The organism is Glutamicibacter sp. NPDC087583 (assembly GCF_044743685.1).
GTDB lineage: Bacteria > Actinomycetota > Actinomycetes > Actinomycetales > Micrococcaceae > Glutamicibacter.
On the sequence record NZ_JBIUWY010000001.1, the window covers coordinates 869,056 to 886,606 of the forward strand.

General features: G+C 65.4%; 19 protein-coding genes. 15 read left to right on the forward strand and 4 right to left on the reverse strand.

From position 1 onward, the window contains the following. Nucleotide 1: 1 nt before the first annotated feature. Genes ACIOU9_RS04135 through ACIOU9_RS04145 form a run of 3 tightly spaced genes read left to right on the forward strand, consistent with a single transcriptional unit; the run spans nt 2 to nt 2,351 of the window. Nucleotides 2-1,021, forward strand: a complete 1,020-nt coding sequence (locus ACIOU9_RS04135; protein WP_332488796.1) for a magnesium and cobalt transport protein CorA — start codon at nt 2-4, stop codon at nt 1,019-1,021. Continuing rightward, nucleotides 1,003-1,662 carry a GyrI-like domain-containing protein gene (locus tag ACIOU9_RS04140; RefSeq protein WP_133833283.1) on the forward strand — a complete coding sequence of 220 codons (660 nt, stop codon included), beginning with the start codon at nt 1,003-1,005 and terminating at the stop codon, nt 1,660-1,662. Before ACIOU9_RS04135 ends, ACIOU9_RS04140 begins: the two co-directional genes overlap by 19 nt. Before the next feature lie 14 nt (nt 1,663-1,676). Further along, nucleotides 1,677-2,351: a DNA alkylation repair protein gene (locus ACIOU9_RS04145; RefSeq protein WP_105658503.1), complete on the forward strand. Its 675-nt coding sequence runs from the start codon at nt 1,677-1,679 to the stop codon at nt 2,349-2,351. A gap of 33 nt (nt 2,352-2,384) precedes the next feature. On the opposite strand, the gene ACIOU9_RS04150 is transcribed toward ACIOU9_RS04145, so the two are convergent. From ACIOU9_RS04150 to ACIOU9_RS04160, 3 genes are all read right to left on the reverse strand, one after another. After that, on the reverse strand, nt 2,385-3,761 hold the full coding sequence (locus tag ACIOU9_RS04150; RefSeq protein WP_105658504.1) for an amino acid permease: 1,377 nt from the start codon (nt 3,759-3,761) through the stop codon (nt 2,385-2,387). After that, nucleotides 3,758-4,819, reverse strand: coding sequence for a histidinol-phosphate transaminase (gene hisC, locus ACIOU9_RS04155; protein ID WP_332499062.1), 1,062 nt, complete (start codon nt 4,817-4,819; stop codon nt 3,758-3,760). The genes ACIOU9_RS04150 and hisC overlap by 4 nt, the downstream gene beginning before the upstream one ends. Nucleotides 4,820-5,028: 209 nt before the next feature. Beyond that, nucleotides 5,029-5,535, reverse strand: a complete 507-nt coding sequence (locus tag ACIOU9_RS04160) for an Lrp/AsnC family transcriptional regulator (RefSeq protein ID WP_133833499.1) — start codon at nt 5,533-5,535, stop codon at nt 5,029-5,031. A gap of 135 nt (nt 5,536-5,670) precedes the next feature. On the opposite strand from ACIOU9_RS04160, the gene ACIOU9_RS04165 reads away from it, so the two are divergent. From ACIOU9_RS04165 to ACIOU9_RS04180, 4 genes are all read left to right on the forward strand, one after another. Beyond that, nucleotides 5,671-6,519 carry an SDR family oxidoreductase gene (locus ACIOU9_RS04165; RefSeq protein ID WP_105661416.1) on the forward strand — a complete coding sequence of 283 codons (849 nt, stop codon included), beginning with the start codon at nt 5,671-5,673 and terminating at the stop codon, nt 6,517-6,519. A 75-nt stretch (nt 6,520-6,594) separates the two neighbouring features. Next, on the forward strand, nt 6,595-7,470 hold the full coding sequence (locus tag ACIOU9_RS04170) for a VOC family protein (protein WP_332488789.1): 876 nt from the start codon (nt 6,595-6,597) through the stop codon (nt 7,468-7,470). A gap of 10 nt (nt 7,471-7,480) precedes the next feature. Further along, nucleotides 7,481-8,479, forward strand: coding sequence for an epimerase (locus ACIOU9_RS04175; RefSeq protein ID WP_105661414.1), 999 nt, complete (start codon nt 7,481-7,483; stop codon nt 8,477-8,479). Nucleotides 8,480-8,488: 9 nt separating this feature from the next. Continuing rightward, nucleotides 8,489-9,115, forward strand: coding sequence for a pentapeptide repeat-containing protein (locus ACIOU9_RS04180; protein WP_105661413.1), 627 nt, complete (start codon nt 8,489-8,491; stop codon nt 9,113-9,115). On the opposite strand, the gene ACIOU9_RS04185 is transcribed toward ACIOU9_RS04180, so the two are convergent. Then, nucleotides 9,099-10,019, reverse strand: a complete 921-nt coding sequence (locus ACIOU9_RS04185) for a LysR family transcriptional regulator (RefSeq protein ID WP_105658510.1) — start codon at nt 10,017-10,019, stop codon at nt 9,099-9,101. The two genes, ACIOU9_RS04180 and ACIOU9_RS04185, sit on opposite strands and share 17 nt — an antisense overlap. A 78-nt stretch (nt 10,020-10,097) precedes the next feature. Between ACIOU9_RS04185 and ACIOU9_RS04190 the strand changes: the two genes are divergently transcribed. The 8 genes from ACIOU9_RS04190 (at nt 10,098) to ACIOU9_RS04225 (ending at nt 17,521) form a co-directional block, all read left to right on the forward strand. Beyond that, nucleotides 10,098-11,822, forward strand: coding sequence for an FAD-binding protein (locus ACIOU9_RS04190; RefSeq protein WP_402696112.1), 1,725 nt, complete (start codon nt 10,098-10,100; stop codon nt 11,820-11,822). 376 nt (nt 11,823-12,198) lie between these two features. Beyond that, on the forward strand, nt 12,199-12,501 hold the full coding sequence (locus ACIOU9_RS04195; protein WP_105658537.1) for an urease subunit gamma: 303 nt from the start codon (nt 12,199-12,201) through the stop codon (nt 12,499-12,501). Nucleotides 12,502-12,528: 27 nt separating this feature from the next. After that, on the forward strand, nt 12,529-13,089 hold the full coding sequence (locus ACIOU9_RS04200; RefSeq protein ID WP_402696114.1) for an urease subunit beta: 561 nt from the start codon (nt 12,529-12,531) through the stop codon (nt 13,087-13,089). A 2-nt stretch (nt 13,090-13,091) separates the two neighbouring features. After that, nucleotides 13,092-14,804, forward strand: a complete 1,713-nt coding sequence (gene ureC / locus ACIOU9_RS04205; protein WP_332488784.1) for an urease subunit alpha — start codon at nt 13,092-13,094, stop codon at nt 14,802-14,804. Between the two features lie 27 nt (nt 14,805-14,831). Then, nucleotides 14,832-15,302: an urease accessory protein UreE gene (ureE, locus tag ACIOU9_RS04210; protein ID WP_402696116.1), complete on the forward strand. Its 471-nt coding sequence runs from the start codon at nt 14,832-14,834 to the stop codon at nt 15,300-15,302. Continuing rightward, nucleotides 15,283-15,978 carry an urease accessory protein UreF gene (locus tag ACIOU9_RS04215; protein ID WP_105658514.1) on the forward strand — a complete coding sequence of 232 codons (696 nt, stop codon included), beginning with the start codon at nt 15,283-15,285 and terminating at the stop codon, nt 15,976-15,978. Before ureE ends, ACIOU9_RS04215 begins: the two co-directional genes overlap by 20 nt. Before the next feature lie 44 nt (nt 15,979-16,022). Beyond that, nucleotides 16,023-16,634, forward strand: coding sequence for an urease accessory protein UreG (gene ureG, locus ACIOU9_RS04220; protein WP_105658515.1), 612 nt, complete (start codon nt 16,023-16,025; stop codon nt 16,632-16,634). Then, nucleotides 16,595-17,521: an urease accessory protein UreD gene (locus tag ACIOU9_RS04225; protein ID WP_286134328.1), complete on the forward strand. Its 927-nt coding sequence runs from the start codon at nt 16,595-16,597 to the stop codon at nt 17,519-17,521. The genes ureG and ACIOU9_RS04225 overlap by 40 nt, the downstream gene beginning before the upstream one ends. Nucleotides 17,522-17,551: the final 30 nt, after the last annotated feature.

Sequence of the window (17,551 nt, forward strand, 5' to 3'; positions counted from 1 at the left end):
GATGGCTGTTCGCTATATTGATGATGGCAACGTGGAATCCGCTCCGGAAGGCACGAGCGCGGCCGATGCGCTGGCGTTCGGCCAGACTGGTGATCAGCGCATTGCTTTGTCCTTGTATCCCACACCAGATGAAGCTGACATCCACGATCTCACCGAGGCGTGGGAACTGCATCCAGTGCTAGCCGAAGACCTCGTGCACGCCCGCCAGCGGCCTAAACTCGAACGCTACGGCGAGGTGCTCCTGCTGGTAGTTCGCTCAGCGTTGTACCTCGATGAATCCGAAGAAGTCGAGCTGTCCGAGTTCCACATCCTGATGCGCAAAGGCGCTGTGGCGGTGCTCTGCCAGGACCACCGGTGGATCGACGGCACAGACGGCGAGGAATTCGTCGAGTCAATCAGGAACGGCAAGCTTCGCAAGGACCAGGTGCTGCTCAAAGACCCGGAGCTGCTCCGGTTGGGCGCCGAAGCAGTGCTGTACCGGATACTTGATGCGATTGTTGATGGATACGCCCCCGTGCTCCACGGCCTGGGGATCGACAAGGAGCAGATCGAACGGCAAGTCTTCAGTGGCGATGCCGCAGTCACCGAACGCATTTATCGCCTCAGCCAAGAAGTGATCGACATGCAGCATGCGACCGCGTCATTGCTGGAGGTCGTGCAATCGCTCGACGACGGGTTCAAGAAGTACCCGGTGCCCGCTGAGCTGGAAACCTACCTGCAGGATGTCACTGACCACCTCACCCGCGCGCATACCCAAGCCGTGGAATACCGGGATGCGCTATCGCAGATCTTGAGCGTCAATTCCACCCTCGTAGCCCAGCGCCAAAACGAGGACATGAAGAAGATTTCCGGTTGGGCAGCGATCCTCTTCGCCCCGACCTTGATTGCAGCGATTTACGGGATGAACTTCGAGAACATGCCAGAACTGCATTGGACCTTCGGCTACCCGATTGCGGCCGGCCTCATGCTGGGATTTGCTGCCGCACTATATGGTGTATTCAAATGGCGCAAGTGGTTCTGAGCGGAAAGATTCCAGGGGAGACATTGACGGCGAAAATCGACTTCAAGAAGTCGCTGGACAGCTATCGGTCCGTGGCCGGGCAGTTCCGTGTCCTGCAGCTGCCAGCGATGCACTACCTGATGTTCGATGGATCAGGTGACCCGAATACCAGCAACTTGTACCAGCAAGCCCTGCAAACCTTGTATCCGGTGGCCTACAAACTCAAATTCGCGAGCAAGGCGCAGGGCAAGGACTATGTCGTCCCGCCGCTGGAAGGCTTGTGGTGGGCCGAGGACATGGCGGTCTTTACCGAACGGAGAGACAAGGAACAGTGGAGCTGGACCATGATGCTGATGGTCCCGGCGTGGATCAACGAGGACGACTACGCGACGGCTCTGGAAACCGCCCAGGCGAAGAAGCCGTTGCCTTGCCCTGGGCGCATCCGGTTCCAGTCGCTTGCTGAAGGCCAATGCGTGCAGACGCTGCACATTGGCCCCTACGATGCAGAAGCCGAAATCCTGGCCGCGATGCACCACGAATTCATACCCGGCCAGGGACTGCGCATGACTGGCAAGCACCACGAGATCTACCTCGGCGACCCTCGTAGGGTGGCACCGGAAAAGCTTCGCACGATCCTGCGCCAACCCGTTGAGCCCAACTAGCGAGAGGAAAATAGATGGAACTGGCACCCCAGAGCACAGTTGCCCAAGTGCAACAGGCACTGGCCGAGCTCGAAGACCCCAAGTACCGCGCGGTCAATGAGAAGCACGGCGATGATTTCGGCGTGAATCTAGGCAAGCTCCGCGCCTTGGCCAAGTCGTTGAAGAGCAACCAGGAGCTTGCCGAGGAACTCTGGGCCACCGGCGAAACCGCAACCCGGCTGGTCGCGCTGCTGATCGCCAAACCACGGAGCTTTACCTTGGAACAGCTGCAGGTGTGGAGCCAAGGCGCCAGCACTCCCAAGGTCCAAGCATGGTTCCTGAGCTACATCGTCAAGAAATCCAAGCTGCTCGAGGAGCTCCGCCTGCTGCTCATGAGCCAGAGCGACCCGGTACAGCTGGCTGCCGGCTGGGAGCTGACTGCCCACCAGGTAGTCAAGGCCCCGGAACTGCTGGACCTGGAACAGCTGCTTGACACGATCGAAGCCCGAATGAGCGCCGCACCGGATCGCCTGCAGTGGGCGATGAATACGACCCTGGCGCACATCGGCATCGAGCATGAGCATTTGCGCCGACGTGCCCTGGCCATCGGCGAGACCTTGCAGGTGCTGGCGGACTACCCGACCTCCGCCGGGTGCATTTCACCATTCGCTCCCATCTGGATCACCGAAATGGCCAAAAGAAAAGCCTAGGTCCAGCAATCGCTGGACCTAGGCTTCCGGGAGCTAGGCGTCCGCCGGTTCCTCGCGCTTATCGCGCAGCGCGATCTTGGAGATCACCCAGATCACGGCGGTCAGCCCGCCGGTGAGCAGCAGCTGGGTGCGCGCCGCGGGATCAGTCATCGCGATGGCGACAATCGCCGCAAGGACGATGATCGTAGCGATCGACAGGCCCGGGAAACCCCACAGCCGCAACGGCAGATGCCCGCCATCGCGGTCCGCGCGGCGACGCAGGATCAGCTGCGTCACGGCAATGAACGCCCAGATGAAGATGATGGTCGAACCCACCACGTTCAGCAAGATCGGCATCACAGCCTCGGGCCAGATCCAGTTCAGGCCCACGGCCAGGAAGGAGAAGGCCACGGAGGCGATCACGGCCTTCGACGGCACGCCCTTGCCGGTCACGTGGGTGACGGCGCTCGGGGCGAGCTTGCGCTGGCCCAGCGAGTACAGCATGCGCGAGGAACCGTAGATATTCGCGTTCATCGCCGAAAGCAAGGCGACCACGACCACGGCGTTCATCAAGAAGCCCACGCCTGGAATGTGCATGACATCCAGTGCAGCCGCAAATGGGCCGTCCACGATCGCCGGATCATTCCAGGGCACCAGGGCGACAATGACCAGGATCGAGCCGAGGTAGAAGAACAGGATACGCATCATCACGGACTTGACCACGCGCTTGATGTTGCCGGCCGGGTCCTTGGACTCGGCGGCCGCGATGGACACCACCTCGGTACCGCCGAAGGAGAAGATGACGATCAGGACTGCGGCGGCGATGCCGGCCATGCCACCGGGGGCGAAGCCGCCATGGGCGGCCAGATTGGCGAAGCCAACTGGTTCCGGCGTCGGGATCACCCGGGTCAGCACCAAGGCGCCGAAGACCAGGAACGCGATGATCGCAGCCACCTTGATCACGGCAAACCAGTATTCGAAACGGCCGTAATTCCTTACGCCGAGCAGATTCGCTCCGGTCAGGACCACCACGAAGCCGAGCACCCATGCCCACTGCGGGAAGGCCGGAACCCAGCCGGCGGTAATAGCCGCGGCCCCGGTAGCCTCGGCAGCGATCACCACGACCAGCTGGATCCAGTAGAGCCAGCCCAGGGTAGACCCTGCGCTGCGCCCCATGGCTTGGCCAGCGAAGGTGGAGAACGCGCCGGAGGACGGATTGGCGGCTACCATCTCCGCGAGCATGGCCATGATCACGATGATCACGGTTCCAGCGATCAGGTAGGAGACCAGCACTGCCGGACCAGCAATGGAAATGGCCTGGCCGGAGCCGACGAACAGGCCAGCGCCGATCGCGCCGCCCAGGCCCATCATGGAGATCTGGCGCCGGGTCAGCCCGGTATGCAGCTGCTCGGGGGCTTTGACTGCGCTCACGCGGTGGCCTCCTGGACGGACAGGGCCGCGAGCACGCGATCGACGTCGTGTGCGGTACCGGAGGAAATCCTCAACCCGTCTCCGGGGAAGGCGCGAACCACTACACCGCCGGCGGCGAGCTTGGCTTCAAGCTGTTCGGTTGACTCTCCGGCATCCACCCAGACGAAGTTCGCCTGCGACTTCACGACCGGGTACCCGGCAGCGGCCAGGCCCTCGTACATCCGCTCGCGCTGGGTGACGACTTCCTCGATGCGCAGCGACAGCTCGCCGATGGCGGCCAGCGAGGCCACCGCCGCGCGCTGTGCCAAGTCGGAGACGCCAAATGGCACGGCCACCTTGCGCAGGTTCCCGGCAACTTCCAGCGGGCTGATGGCGTACCCGACGCGCAGGCCAGCCAGGCCGTAGGCCTTGGAGAAGGTGTGCAGCACGGCCACATGCGGGTACTTGCGGAACAGCTCGATGCCATCGGCCCGCACGGCCGAGCGGTCGAAGTGCACGTAGGCTTCGTCGACGACGACCAGCACGTTGCGCGGCACGGCATTGATGAACTCATCCAGCGCGCGGGCCTCCACCACCGTGCCGGTCGGGTTGTTCGGGTTGCAGATGAAGACCAATCGGGTCTTATCGGTGATCGCGGCCAGCATGGCGGGCAGATCATGGCGGCTATCGGCATCCAGGGGCACCTCGACCGGGGTGGCGCCGGCGATCCGCACCAGCGAAGGATACGCCTCGAAGGAGCGCCACGCGTAGATGACTTCGTCGCCCTCGGCGGCAACCGCATGGATGATCTGGGCCGCGACCTCGACCGAGCCCGCGCCCAGGGTGATGTGCTCCGCCGGGACGCCGAACTGCGAGCTGAGGGCGCCGGTCAATTCGGGCGCCGCGATGCTCGGGTAGCGGTGGATCGTGGCCAGGCCCTCCTGGATGCTGGACAGCACCGAGGGCAGCGGGCTATGCGGGGATTCGTTGGATGAGAGCTTGGAGGCTCCAGCGGCTGCGGGCTTGCCCTGCTTGTAAGCGGGCACTTCCTGCAAGGAGGGGCGCTGGTGAAGGGTCATGAGTTTCCTCTCTGACTGCCAGAGCTGCACGAGGTTGGCAATCGTTCGTATGACAAAGCCGTGGTGCGTGGTCAGCGGTGGCCCTGCTCATATCCTCGCGTGTCGCGATTCACAAGCATCGACTGTAGGTTGAATGAATCTGCCGGCGCAATCGCAAACCCTGTTTCTATGCAGGCTGCATAGCAATCGCCGCCAATCAACCCATTTTACTAGTCAATCTGCCCAGTGTTTTCCACTTCTGCCTCGGCCCTAGCGCACGCTGCGACCAGTGGCAGTGTCCTTCCCTGGAAATGCTCGTGCAGGGCGAAGGAGGATGAGGTCCTTGCCACACCCGGCACCTTGTTGATGCGGTTGAAAATCGCCTGCAGGTCCTCGGGGGTCCGGGCCACAACGCGCAGCTGCAAGTCCGAACTGCCGGTCACGGTGTACATGTCGAGGATTTCCGGGATGGATTCCTCCAATGCGCTCGCGACCGGATCGTGCCCGTAGCGCTGGATGATCTCCACCTGGCAGAACGCGACCAGCGTGTACCCGAACCCCGCAGGCTTGACCCGCGGGACGATGCCCTGGATGACGCCGGCCTCGTGGAGCCGGGCCAGCCGGCTGCTGATCGTGCCGCGGGCAACACCCAAGCGCCGGGCGCACTCCATCACCGGAAGCATCGGCGATTCGGTGAGCAGTTCGATCAAATCCGCGTCCAGGCGGTCAATGCGCACGGTCGTCCTTTCGACGAGTCGGTCCAATGATCCAAGGCTAGCGGTGTTTGCTGGGCGCGCTCGATGAAAATGAGCCAAGTGTAATCCGCGCCACAGGCTAGGCTGTTGCCATACTGATCCTCAAGGAGTTCACTGATGGGCAAGACACCTCTCCAGTCGGTAGCCGGTTTGCACGTCCTTGTCACCGGGGCCGCGCAGGGCATGGGTTTGCTTTTCGCCAGGCAGGCTTGCCTCGAGGGCGCGGCACGGGTGGTCATCTGGGACATCGACGCGGCCAAGCTCGACGCGGCTGCCGAGGAGCTGCGCCAGCTCGGCGGCACTGTCGAGACCCATGTGGTGGACCTTGCCGACCAGAGCCAAATCCAGCGCTACGCCGCCACGGCGGTGGAGGGCGGGGGAATCGACGTGCTGGTCAACAACGCCGGGGTGGTCACCGGCACCTCCTTCGCGAAGCACAGCACCGCGCAGATCACCGCGGCCATGCAGGTGAACGCGCTCGCCCCGATGTACTTGACCCACGCCCTGCTTCCGCAGCTGGGCCGACGGGGCAAGGGCCGGGTGCTGACCATCGCCTCGGCGGCCGCGCTGGTGTCCAACCCGAATATGAGCGTCTACGCGGCCTCCAAGGCTGCGGCCCTGTCCTTCAGCGATTCGCTGCGGCTGGAGCTGGAAGGCAACGACCAGATCGCCGTGAGCACCATTTGCCCGACCTATATCAGCACCGGCATGTTCGCGGGCGCCAAGCCGATGCTGCTGACCCCGATCCTGGAGCCGGAAGTCGTGGTGGACCGGGCGTGGCGGGCGATGCTTGCCGGCACGCCGCTGGTGCTGATGCCGTGGACCAGCAAGCTGGGCCAGCTGCTGCGCGGCGTGCTGCCGCGACCGGCCTGGGATTTCGTGGCCGGCAAGGTTATCGGCGTATACCGCTCGATGGACGAGTTCACCGGGCGAACAACGCGGGACGAGCAGATGAATCGGGGCTGAAAGTTCGCTGGCCCATCTGTTGCTGGAGGGCCCTGCGGGGTAGCTTTGGAGCATCGCCCAGCTAGGAGGACCGTCATGCAAAAGCTCACCGTCAATTTATGGATGCAAGGCACTGCAGAGGAAGCGGGGGAATTCTATGCCCGCGCCCTGCCAGAGGCAAAAACCGAAGTCGAATCGCGCTATCCCACCGAGGGCCTGCTGGAATTCCAGGAACCCTTCGCCGGCAAGGCGCTGACCGTTTCGCTGTGGGTGCGGGGAACCAAGATCACGCTGATCAACGCGGGCCAGGAATTCATGCCGAATCCGGCGATCTCGATCATCGTGGTCTTCAACGCCGGCCAGCGCGAGTCCCTCGATGCCACCTGGGCCGCGCTGCTGGAGAGCGGCACGGCGCTGATGCCGCTGGACACCTACCCGTTCAGCGCGCGCTACGGCTGGGTGAACGACAAGTACGGTGTCTCCTGGCAGCTGATGGAGTCCGATGAGCCCGTTGAGCCGCGCGCCTCGGTCTTTCCTGCGCTGATGTTCGGCGGTGCGGCCCAGAACCGCGCGGTCGAGGCCATCGAGTACTACAGCCAGGTGCTCGGCGCGAAACTGGACAGCGCCTTCCCGTACGGGGAGCCGACCGAAGCCGCTACCGCCGAAGCGCTGATGTACGCCCAATTCACGCTCGGCGAGGATAGCGTTGCGGCCATGGATTCGGCCGTGCCGCAGGACTTCACCTTCACTCCCGGCGTCTCGCTGGAATGGCCATGCGATGGCCAGGCGGAGATCGACCGCGTCTGGGAGGCGCTGTCCGCGGTGCCTGAAGCCGAGGCCTGCGGCTGGCTGACCGACAAATTCGGGGTGAGCTGGCAGATCGTGCCCTCGAACATGGGCGAGCTGATGGAGCGACCCGGCGCATTCGAGCATATGCTGAAGATGAAGAAACTGGTGATCAACGACTTCTGAGCGGGGAACGATGCAGAGCGCTGCACGGCGGGCGGTAGTGGCAGGAGCCAGCGGGTTCATTGGCGAACGGCTGATCGCGCAGCTGCGCGGGGCTGGATACCAGGTGGCGGTCATCGGCCGCGGCCGGACAGCGGATGCGCAGTGGGGCGATGGCCCGGCGCTGGCGGCACTCATCGATGGTGCAGAACTGCTGGTCAATCTGGCCGGGAAGAATGTCGGCTGCCGCTATCACGAGGCGGCGCGCAACGAGATCCTCGCCTCGCGCGTGGACACGACCCGCGCGCTGCACGAGGCAGTGTCCCAGGCCGCTGATCCGCCGGCGCTGTGGCTGAACGCGTCCACCGCGACCATCTACCGGCACAGCATGGATGCGCCGAACACCGAAGACGGCCGGATCGGCGAAGGGTTCTCGGTGGATGTGGCGCGCAACTGGGAACGCGAGTTCTTCCGCGGCGAGCTGCCCACGCGCCGGGTCGCCCTGCGCATGGCCATCGTGCTCGGCGACGGCCCGGCCACGCGCAAGCTGCTTGCCGTCGCGCGGCTGGGGCTGGGCGGGGCGCAGCACGATAGCTGGTGGCCGGCGCATCGGCGCTACCGCGGCATCGGCCCGGATCCGAGCGGAGCCGAACGCAGCGGCTGGCACCGCACGCGCGGGAACCAGCGCTTCAGCTGGATCCATGTCGATGATGCGATCGGCGCGATCGGGCATATCATCGACCACCGCGAAATCACCGGCCCGGTCAACCTCAGCTCGCCGAACCCGGTTGCCAACCGGGCGCTGATGGCCTCGCTGCGCCGCGCCACCGGCGCGAAATTCGGGCTGCCCGCGTATCGTTGGATGCTGGAGCCGGCCATGTTCGTGCTGCGCGTGGAACCGGAAATGCTGCTCAAGTCCCGCTGGGCGCTGCCCGGGGTGCTGCAGGGGACCGGGTACGAGTTCCGCTGGCCGCACCTGGATGCGGCACTGGATGACGTGGCCGGGAACCTGGCTGCGAAGCAAGCACTTTAAGGACGCGCATTGGCACCGAGAATCCGACGCTTCACCCTGCCCGAACTGGCCCCTGGCTACCGCGGGGATCTGGGCGACGACTACGTTGAACTGCTGCACTTCAGGGATTTCGATGAGCCGCTGGCGGCCGATGGCGCGCGGCTGGAGGAATGCCGTTTCAGCTCCGTGCAGATCGAGGCCTTGCGCAATGCTCGGCTAATCCAGTGCGAACTGGACCAATCCGGGGCTCCCGCCCTGCAAGCCGCTGGTGCGTTCCTCAACGATGTGCGGGTGACCCACAGCCGCTTCGGTTCCGCGGATTTCGCCGAGGCCCAGCTCGATGGCGTGGTATTCGAGAACTGCAAATTCGGCTGGCTGAATTTGCGCGGTGCAACGGTGCGCGATGTGCTCTTCGTCAATTGCCAATTCGAGGAGATCGACCTGGGCGGGCAGATCCAGCGCCTGGGCTTCGTCGATTCGCGGGCCGGGCAAATTACCGCTGCCGGGGCGCAATTGCGCGAGGTCGACCTGCAGGGGCTGGACTTCGCCCAGGTTGAGGGGGTCGACGGGTTGCGCGGGGCACGGATCAGTGCGCTGCAGCTGAGCCTGCTCGCCGAGGCGATGGCCAGCCACCTGGGGATCAAGCTAGGGAGTTGATTTGCCCGTGGCCGGCGGCCAGCTGCTGCGCGGTTTCGGCCAGCAGCTGCGCCATGGCCGCGGCGGCTCGGGTCAATGAGACATCGCGCCGGTGCGCCAGCCCGATGGTGCGGGCCAGCGGTTCGCGCAAGGCAATGGAGCGCACTCCCGGAGCGTCCAGCGCCACCGTCGCCGGAACCACGGCGACTCCGAGCCCGCGCTGCACGAAGCGCAGCACCGCGTCCATCTCCCCGCCTTCCACGACGATATTGGGCACCAGGCCGGCGTTCTTGTAGGCCAGGGCGGTGCTGGCGCGCAGATCGTAGCTGTGCGAGAAGGCCAGCTGGGGCACCGGAGCCAACGCGCGCAAATCAAGCTCCTGGCCAGCTAGGTGCGGGTGCTCCAGTGCGTCGATGACCACCAATTCCTCTTCGAGCAGCGGCAGGTTCTCCAGATGGTTGTCGTTCACCGCATGCTCCGAGGTCACGATGAGCGCCAGATCCAGTGCGCCGCCGTCCAGCTGCTCCAGCAGCTTGTGCGAGCCCGCTTCGAAAATCTGCAGTTGCACCCCGGGGTAGCGGGTGCGGAAGATGGACAGCGCCTCGGCGACCAGCGACACGCACAGGGTAGGCGGGGCGCCCAGGCGCACCCGCCCGCGATGCAGCCCGGCCAGGTCGGCCATTTCGGTGCGGATGGACTCCTCGTCGGCCAGCATCCGGCGCGCACGGGGCAGCAATGCCTGCCCGGCGGCGGTAAGCGTGATGTTGCCGCGGGCCCGGTGGAACAGCTCGGAGCCCAGTTCCTGTTCCAGCGTGGCGATCTGCCGGCTGAGCGATGGCTGGGCCAGGTGCAGCTGCTCGGCGGCCCGGGTGAAGTGCCCCACTTCGGCGATGGCGGTGAAGCCGCGCAATTGCTCTAGGTTCATGGTGCATAGCCTACTGCTATCAACATCATGCCAATAATTCATTGGACGTATTCTGGGCGCGGGGCGATGCTGGAAACCATGAGAAACGAACAGCAGATATCCACCTCCGTACTGGTCATCGGCACCGGTGGTTCAGGCTTGCGCGCGGCCATCGAGCTGGCAGAATCGGGCACCGACGTGCTGGCCGTGGGCAAGCGCCCGCGCCACGACGCGCACACCGCGCTGGCCGCCGGCGGCATCAACGCCGCACTGGGCACGATGGACGCCGAGGACAGCTGGCAGCAGCACGCGGCGGACACCATCAAGGAAAGCTACTACCTGGCCGATCCGCGCACCGTGCAGGTGGTCGCCCAAGGCGCGGCCCGCGGCATCGAGGACCTGGAACGCTACGGCATGAACTTCGCCCGCGAAACCGACGGCCGGATCTCCCAGCGCTTCTTCGGTGCCCACAAATTCCGGCGCACCGCCTTCGCTGGGGACTACACCGGGCTGGAAATCCAGCGCACCCTGGTCCGCCGTGCGCAGCAGCTGCAGGTCCCGATCCTGGACTCGGTCTATATCACCGAGCTGCTGGTCGCCGAGGGGCGGATCTTCGGCGCCTACGGCTTCGACGTCAACGACGGCACCGGGTACCTGATCCATGCCGACGCGGTCATCCTGGCCGCCGGCGGCCACACCCGCATCTGGCGGCGCAGCAGCTCGCGGCGCGACGAGAACACCGGCGACGCCTTCCGCCTGGCCGTGGAGGCCGGTGCCCGGCTGCGCGATGCCGAGCTCGTACAATTCCACCCCTCGGGCATCATCGAACCCGAATCGGTGGCCGGGACCCTGGTCTCCGAGGCGGCCCGCGGCGAAGGCGGGATCCTGACCAACGCCATGGGCGAACGCTTCATGGAGCGCTACGATCCCCAGCGCATGGAATTGTCCACCCGCGACCGGGTCGCCCTGGCCGCCTACACCGAGATCGCCGCCGGGCGCGGCACCGCCAAGGGCGGGGTCTGGCTGGATGTCTCGCACCTGCCCCGGGCCACCATCATGGAACGGCTGCCCCGGGTCTACCAGACGCTGCTCGAGGAGCAGATGCTGGACATTACCGAGCAGAAGATCGAGATCGCCCCGACGGCGCACTATTCCATGGGCGGGGTGCAGGTGGACCCGCTCACCCATGAGACGGCGGTCCCCGGCCTGTACGCGATCGGTGAAGCCTCCTCGGGCCTGCACGGGGCCAACCGGCTGGGCGGCAACTCGCTGATCGAGCTGCTGGTCTTCGGCCGGATCGTCGGGCAGGGAGCTGCCCGGTATTCGCGTGCGCTCACTTCCCAGCCGCGTTCGCAGGCGGCCATCGAGAAGGCGCGCGGGGAAGTGGACCGGCTGCTGGCCGCCGATGGGCAGGAAAATGTCCGGTCCCTGCAGCGGGCGATCCGCGACATCATGACCCAGCACGCCGGAGTCGTGCGCGAGGAGGCGGGGCTGAAGCTGGGGCTGGAGAAACTGGCAGAGGTCGAAGCGCGGATGGCGCGGGTGGGCATCCACCCGGACATCGCCGGCTACCAGGACCTGTGCCACGCCTTCGACCTGAAGTCCTCGGCTCTGGCCGCGCGCGCCACCTTGGAGTCGGCGCTGGAGCGCCGGGAAACCCGCGGCTGCCATAACCGCAGTGACTATCCGCACACCGATCCGCAGCTGCAGGTGAACCTCATCTGGTCGCCTGAGGGCATCACCCGTGAGCCGATCCCCGAAGTGCCTGCGGAAGTGGCCGCGCTGATCACCGAGGTATCGCAGGCAGGCAAGCTCGTGGAATGACGCATCGGGCCCGGTGCATGGAAACTGCTCCCGGTCGCCCTGGAGGACCGAGCGGGAGCAGTTTCCTGCCGGAGCCATGGCTGGAAACAGGCAGGGAATCCGGAATTAAATCCCCGGGGAACGTTGCATTGTGCTGGAATGGAAAGTCGTGGCTTTTCGACGCGCTGGAGAGGTTCGGGTTGTTTTCCGTGAAAACTTCTTTGACTTGGGTGGATAAATTTTGTCAATGGTTGTTTTATGGATGGATTCCGGGTCGAAAAAACCTTTTCCGAAGGTCTGCTATTCTAGCCATATCCACAGCTGTTACGGCGTTTTCTGGCCGGAATTCAGCGATCTTGGTGGACACTCTTAAACACTCTTGAACGGGGAATTGTCGATGCATTTAACGCCGAGGGAGCAAGAGAAGCTGATGATCGTCGTCGCCGCCGATCTGGCACGCCGACGACAGGCGCGTGGACTGAAGCTGAACTTCCCGGAGGCCGTCGCGGTCATCACCTACGAATTGATCGAAGGGGCCCGCGACGGACGGACCGTGGCTGAATTGATGAGCTACGGGACCACGATCCTCCGCCGCGAAGACGTCATGGATGGCATTGCGGAAATGGTGGACCAAGTCCAGGTCGAAGCGACCTTCCTCGACGGGACCAAGCTGGTCACCGTCCACAACCCCATTCGCTAGTTCCCTCTGCGCAGAAAGGCACAGATCATGATCCCGGGAGAATACATCCTGCGCGATGAACCCATCGCCTGCAATGCACAGCAGCAAACCCGCATCCTGAACCTGGTGAACCGCGGGGACCGGCCGGTGCAGGTCGGCTCGCATTACCATTTCGCCGAAGTCAACTCGCAGCTGGAGTTCGACCGAGTGGCCGCGCGCGGATTCCGGCTCGATATTCCCGCCGGCACCGCAGTGCGCTTCGAGCCGGGCGATGCACGCACCGTCCACCTGGTCGAATTCTCCGGAGCCCGCGAGGTGCACGGCTTCCAGGACCGGATCAACGGGCCGCTGGGCCTGCCGGTCCCGGCCGTTGAAACGGACGCGATCGGCGGCACCGCAGGCATCGATGCCGAGCGCGAGGCCGAGGTCGTCGAAGACTACAGCATCGACCTTCCCAACCAGGGCGATGCGGCCTCCGGGCTGGGCACCACCTTCGGCGTGGACCCGGTCGACGAGAATCTCCCGCCGCAGCCGCATGAGGCACGGCTTGCAGCAGAGGCGGAAAACGCCGGCAAGTCCTCGGCCGCCGACGAAGAGCAGGAGAACTAGGCATGGGCTTCGAGCTGACCCGCAAGCAGTACTCGGAAATGTACGGGCCGACCACGGGGGATGCCATCCGCTTGGCGGATACCGAGCTGCTGGCCGAGATCGAGCACGACTACACCACCTACGGCGAAGAAGTGGTCTTCGGCGGCGGCAAGGTCATCCGCGACGGCATGGGGCAGAACGGCCGCGTCACCCGCGACCAGGATGTGCCCGACACGGTGATCACCAATGTGGTGGTGCTGGACTACACCGGCATCTACAAGGCCGATGTCGCCCTGCGCGACGGGCATATCTTCAAGATCGGCAAGGCCGGCAACCCGGACATCTCCGACGGGGTGGATATCGTCATCGGCGCGTCCACCGACGTGATCGCCGGGGAGCACAAGATCCTCACCGCCGGAGCGATCGACACGCACATCCACTTCGTTTCCCCGGACCAGGTGCCAGTCGCCTTGGCCAACGGCACTACCACGCTGATCGGCGGCGGCGCCGGTCCTTCGGACGCGTCCAAGGCAACCAGCCTCACCCCGGGCCCATGGCACATCGCAAGGATGCTGCAGGCGGTGGAGAACCTGCCGATCAACATCGGGCTGCTGGGCAAGGGGCACGCCAGCGACCGCGCACCGCTGGCCGAGCAGATCCGCGCCGGCGCGATCGGCCTGAAGATCCACGAGGACTGGGGTGCGACCACCTCGTCCATCGACAACTCGCTGAAGGTCGCCGACGAGTTCGACGTGCAGGTGGCCATCCACGCCGATACGCTGAACGAATGCGGCTTCGTGGAGGACACCATCGAAGCGATCGCCGGCCGGGTGATCCACACCTTCCACACCGAAGGCGCCGGTGGCGGGCACGCCCCGGATATCATCCGCATGGCCGCGCTGCCCAATGTGATGCCGGCCTCGACCAATCCGACCCTGCCGTTCACCACGAACACCGTGGACGAGCACCTGGACATGCTCATGGTGGCCCACCACCTGAACCCGGACATCCCCGAGGACGTGGCCTTCGCCGATTCGCGGATCCGCCCCGAGACCATCGCCGCCGAGGACGTGCTGCACGACATGGGGGTCTTCTCCATCACCTCCTCTGACTCGCAGGCCATGGGCCGCGTGGGCGAAGTGGTGCTGCGCACCTGGCAGGTGGCCGACGCGATGAAGCGCCAGCGCGGCAAGCTGGAAGGCGACCCGGAGATCGGCGATAACCAGCGGCTGAAGCGCTATGTCGCCAAGTACACCATCAACCCGGCCATCGCCCACGGCATCGCCGACTCCATCGGCAGCGTCGAGGAAGGCAAATTTGCCGACCTGGTACTTTGGGATCCGGCCTTCTTCGGCGTCAAGCCGGAAATGGTGATCAAGGGCGGGCTGATCGTCCAGTCGCTGATGGGCGATTCCAACGGCTCGATCCCGACCCCGCAGCCGCGCACGCTGCGGCTGAACTTCGGTGCCCTGGGCAGCGCGGTCCACGCCTCCTCGATCACCTTCCTGTCCAAGGCAGCGATCGAAGAGGGCATCCCCGAGCGCCTGCGCCTGCGCAAGGTGATCCGCCCCTGCCACGGCATCCGCGATTTGGTGAAGTCCGATCTGAAGCACAACGGAGCCACCCCGGATATCCAGGTGGATGCGCAGACCTACGAGGTGTTCGTCGACGGGGAACTGGCCACCTGCGAGCCCTCGGACGAGCTGCCCATGGCCCAGCGCTACTTCCTGTTCTAGCCGGCCCGCCAACCACCAAGGGGATAGATGATTATCGACGAACTCGTGGGCAACCTCCACGAGCAGCCCGAGCAGCTGGCCGGGCGGCACCACGAAAAGGTGGTGCTGCCCAGCGCCGAGCTGGTCAAGCGCATCCAGCGCGTGAAGACCGACCACGGGCGGGAGCTGGGCCTGCGCCTGGCCCCGGGCCCGGATCTGCGTGACGGGGACATCCTGTTCCTCTCGGAGACCGAAGTGATCAGCGTGTCGGTGCTGCCCACCGACGTGCTGGTCATCGCCCCGCGCGCGGTGCTGGAGATGGGCGTGATCGCCCACTCGCTGGGCAACCGGCACCTGCAGGCGCAGTTCTTCGGCGCCGACTCGGAGTATTGCGCCGAGGTGATGGTGGTGCAGTACGACCACACCGTCGAGGACTTCCTCAAGCACCACGACGCGCCCTACCAGCGCCAGGAACGGGTTATGCCCGTGCCCTTCCGCCATGCCGAGCACACCCACTAGCGCCCCGCACCTGCTCACGCTGCTCCAGCTATCGGACTCGGCACTGCCCACCGGCGCGTTCAGCCACTCCTTCGGCATGGAGAGCTACCTGGAGTCCGGGCAGGTGCACGACGAGGCCAGCTTCGCGACGTGGCTGCACCAGTTCCTGTCCCAGGCCCTGGCCTATACCGACGGGCTGCTGCTGCGCCTGGCCTATGAGGCGCCGGACCAGGAGCGGATCGCGCAGCTCGACGCGCTGATCCATGCCTCGGCCCTGCCCCGCCAGCTGCGCGAGGCAGCCACCAAGATGGGCGCGCGGATGCTCGCCGTGGCCAACTCGGCGTTCCCCACCGCGGACGTGGCGGCCTATGCGCGCAGCGTGCGCAGCGGGCAGTGCGCCGGGCACCCGGCCATCGCCTTCGCCCTGGGTGCCCGCGGGGCCGGCGCCCCGGTGGCCGACGCGCTGGGCAGCTACTTGTTCTCCACGGTGACCAGCCTGACGCAGAATGCGATCCGCGCCATCCCGCTGGGCCAGGACGCCGGCCAGCGGGTGATCCGGGCGATGCACGAACCGGTGGCGGACGCCGTCGCGGCGATCTTCACCCTGGAGGAGATGGATCTGGGCGCCGCGGCGCCCGGGCTGGAAATCGCCCAGATGCGCCACGAGCACCAGCGCGCCCGCATGTTCATGTCCTGACCCCGCCGCGCACCTGCGGCCCCAACAGATTCGAGGAAATACCCATGGAACCCATCAAGATTGGCATCGGCGGACCAGTCGGTGCCGGCAAGACCCAGCTGATTGAACGCATCACCCGGGCCCTGGAGCACGAGATCTCCATGGCGGCGATCACCAACGACATCTACACCATCGAGGACGCCAAGATCCTGGCCGCCAACGGCGTGCTGCCGCTGGATCGGATCGTCGGCATCGAAACCGGCGGCTGCCCGCATACCGCGATCCGCGAGGACACCTCGATGAACGCCGCGGCCATCGAGGAGCTGAAAGCCAAGCACCCTGACCTGCAGGTGATCTTCGTCGAATCCGGCGGGGACAACCTCTCGGCCACGTTCTCCCCGGAGCTGGTGGACTTCTCCATCTACATCATCGACGTGGCCCAGGGCGAGAAGATCCCGCGCAAGGCCGGGCAGGGCATGATCAAGTCCGACCTGTTCATCATCAACAAGACCGACCTGGCCCCGTACGTGGGCGCGGATTTGTCGGTGATGGAGTCGGATTCCAAGCAGTTCCGCGGGGACAAGCCCTTCTGCTTCACCAACCTGAAGACCGACGAGGGGCTGGAGAAGGTCATCGCGTGGCTGAAGCACGACGTGCTGATGACGGACCTGGCGTAGTGGCCGCTTCGAGCCCGGGCTTGGGCTCCGGGCTGGAGCCCAGTCCGTTCCCGGATGGCCTGGTCGGCGAGCTGCGGCTGCACGTCGGCTCGCGGGCCGGGAAGGACATCGCGCTGCGGCAATACCACCAGGGGGCGCTGCGCGTGCTGCGCCCGCATTACCTCGATGACACCGCCCAGGTCTGCTACACCATCGTGAACCCCGGCGGCGGCTACCTGGGCGCCGACAAGTACGGCATCGAGATCCGTGTGGCCGAGGGCAGCAGCCTGCTGCTGACCACCCAGTCCGCCACCAAGGTCTACCGCACCCCGCAGGGCCCGGCGCAGCAGGACATGCGCATCAGGCTGGAACCCGGCGCGGTGCTCGAATACCTGCCGGACCAGCTGATCGCCTATAAGGACGCCAGCTACTTCCAGCGCACCGAGGTGCACATGGCCGCCGATGCCTCGCTGGTGCTGTGCGAGGTCCTCACCCCGGGCTGGAGCCCGGACGGCAGCCGGTTCAGCTACGAGCAGCTGCGCCTGCGCACCGAGGTCCACCTGGACGGGCGGCTCGGGGCGCTGGATAACCTGTGGGTGAAGCCGGGCAAGGATTCCATCGACTCGCTGCTGTACTTGCAGGAATCCACCCACGTGGGCATGCTGCTGGCCATCGACCCGCGCATCGACGCGGCAATGGTCGCTCGCCTGCGCGAACTGGCCTACGAGATCGCCGGGCAGCAGCGCGACGGAATTTCTGTGGGCATTTCCCAGGCCCCGGTGCCCGGTCTTGCGGTACGCACCTTGGGAGGCTCCACGGAATCGGCGAATGCGGTGCTGCACGCCCTCGTGAACCAGCTGCGCATCGAGCTGCGCGGACAGCAGCCGGTGAACCTGCGCAAGTACTAGCCTGTTCCGGAATTGATCCAACGGCCGCCG

Excerpts from the sequence above, each read along its gene's own strand:
- ACIOU9_RS04135 (WP_332488796.1), top strand. The coding sequence starts at position 2 with ATGGCTGTTCGCTATATTGATGATGGCAACGTGGAATCCGCTCCGGAA.
- ACIOU9_RS04140 (WP_133833283.1), top strand. The coding sequence starts at position 1,003 with ATGGCGCAAGTGGTTCTGAGCGGAAAGATTCCAGGGGAGACATTGACG.
- ACIOU9_RS04145 (WP_105658503.1), top strand. The coding sequence starts at position 1,677 with ATGGAACTGGCACCCCAGAGCACAGTTGCCCAAGTGCAACAGGCACTG.
- hisC (WP_332499062.1), bottom strand. The coding sequence starts at position 4,819 with ATGACCCTTCACCAGCGCCCCTCCTTGCAGGAAGTGCCCGCTTACAAG.
- ACIOU9_RS04165 (WP_105661416.1), top strand. The coding sequence starts at position 5,671 with ATGGGCAAGACACCTCTCCAGTCGGTAGCCGGTTTGCACGTCCTTGTC.
- ACIOU9_RS04170 (WP_332488789.1), top strand. The coding sequence starts at position 6,595 with ATGCAAAAGCTCACCGTCAATTTATGGATGCAAGGCACTGCAGAGGAA.
- ACIOU9_RS04175 (WP_105661414.1), top strand. The coding sequence starts at position 7,481 with ATGCAGAGCGCTGCACGGCGGGCGGTAGTGGCAGGAGCCAGCGGGTTC.
- ACIOU9_RS04185 (WP_105658510.1), bottom strand. The coding sequence starts at position 10,019 with ATGAACCTAGAGCAATTGCGCGGCTTCACCGCCATCGCCGAAGTGGGG.
- ACIOU9_RS04190 (WP_402696112.1), top strand. The coding sequence starts at position 10,098 with ATGAGAAACGAACAGCAGATATCCACCTCCGTACTGGTCATCGGCACC.
- ACIOU9_RS04195 (WP_105658537.1), top strand. The coding sequence starts at position 12,199 with ATGCATTTAACGCCGAGGGAGCAAGAGAAGCTGATGATCGTCGTCGCC.
- ACIOU9_RS04200 (WP_402696114.1), top strand. The coding sequence starts at position 12,529 with ATGATCCCGGGAGAATACATCCTGCGCGATGAACCCATCGCCTGCAAT.
- ureC (WP_332488784.1), top strand. The coding sequence starts at position 13,092 with ATGGGCTTCGAGCTGACCCGCAAGCAGTACTCGGAAATGTACGGGCCG.
- ureE (WP_402696116.1), top strand. The coding sequence starts at position 14,832 with ATGATTATCGACGAACTCGTGGGCAACCTCCACGAGCAGCCCGAGCAG.
- ACIOU9_RS04215 (WP_105658514.1), top strand. The coding sequence starts at position 15,283 with ATGCCGAGCACACCCACTAGCGCCCCGCACCTGCTCACGCTGCTCCAG.
- ureG (WP_105658515.1), top strand. The coding sequence starts at position 16,023 with ATGGAACCCATCAAGATTGGCATCGGCGGACCAGTCGGTGCCGGCAAG.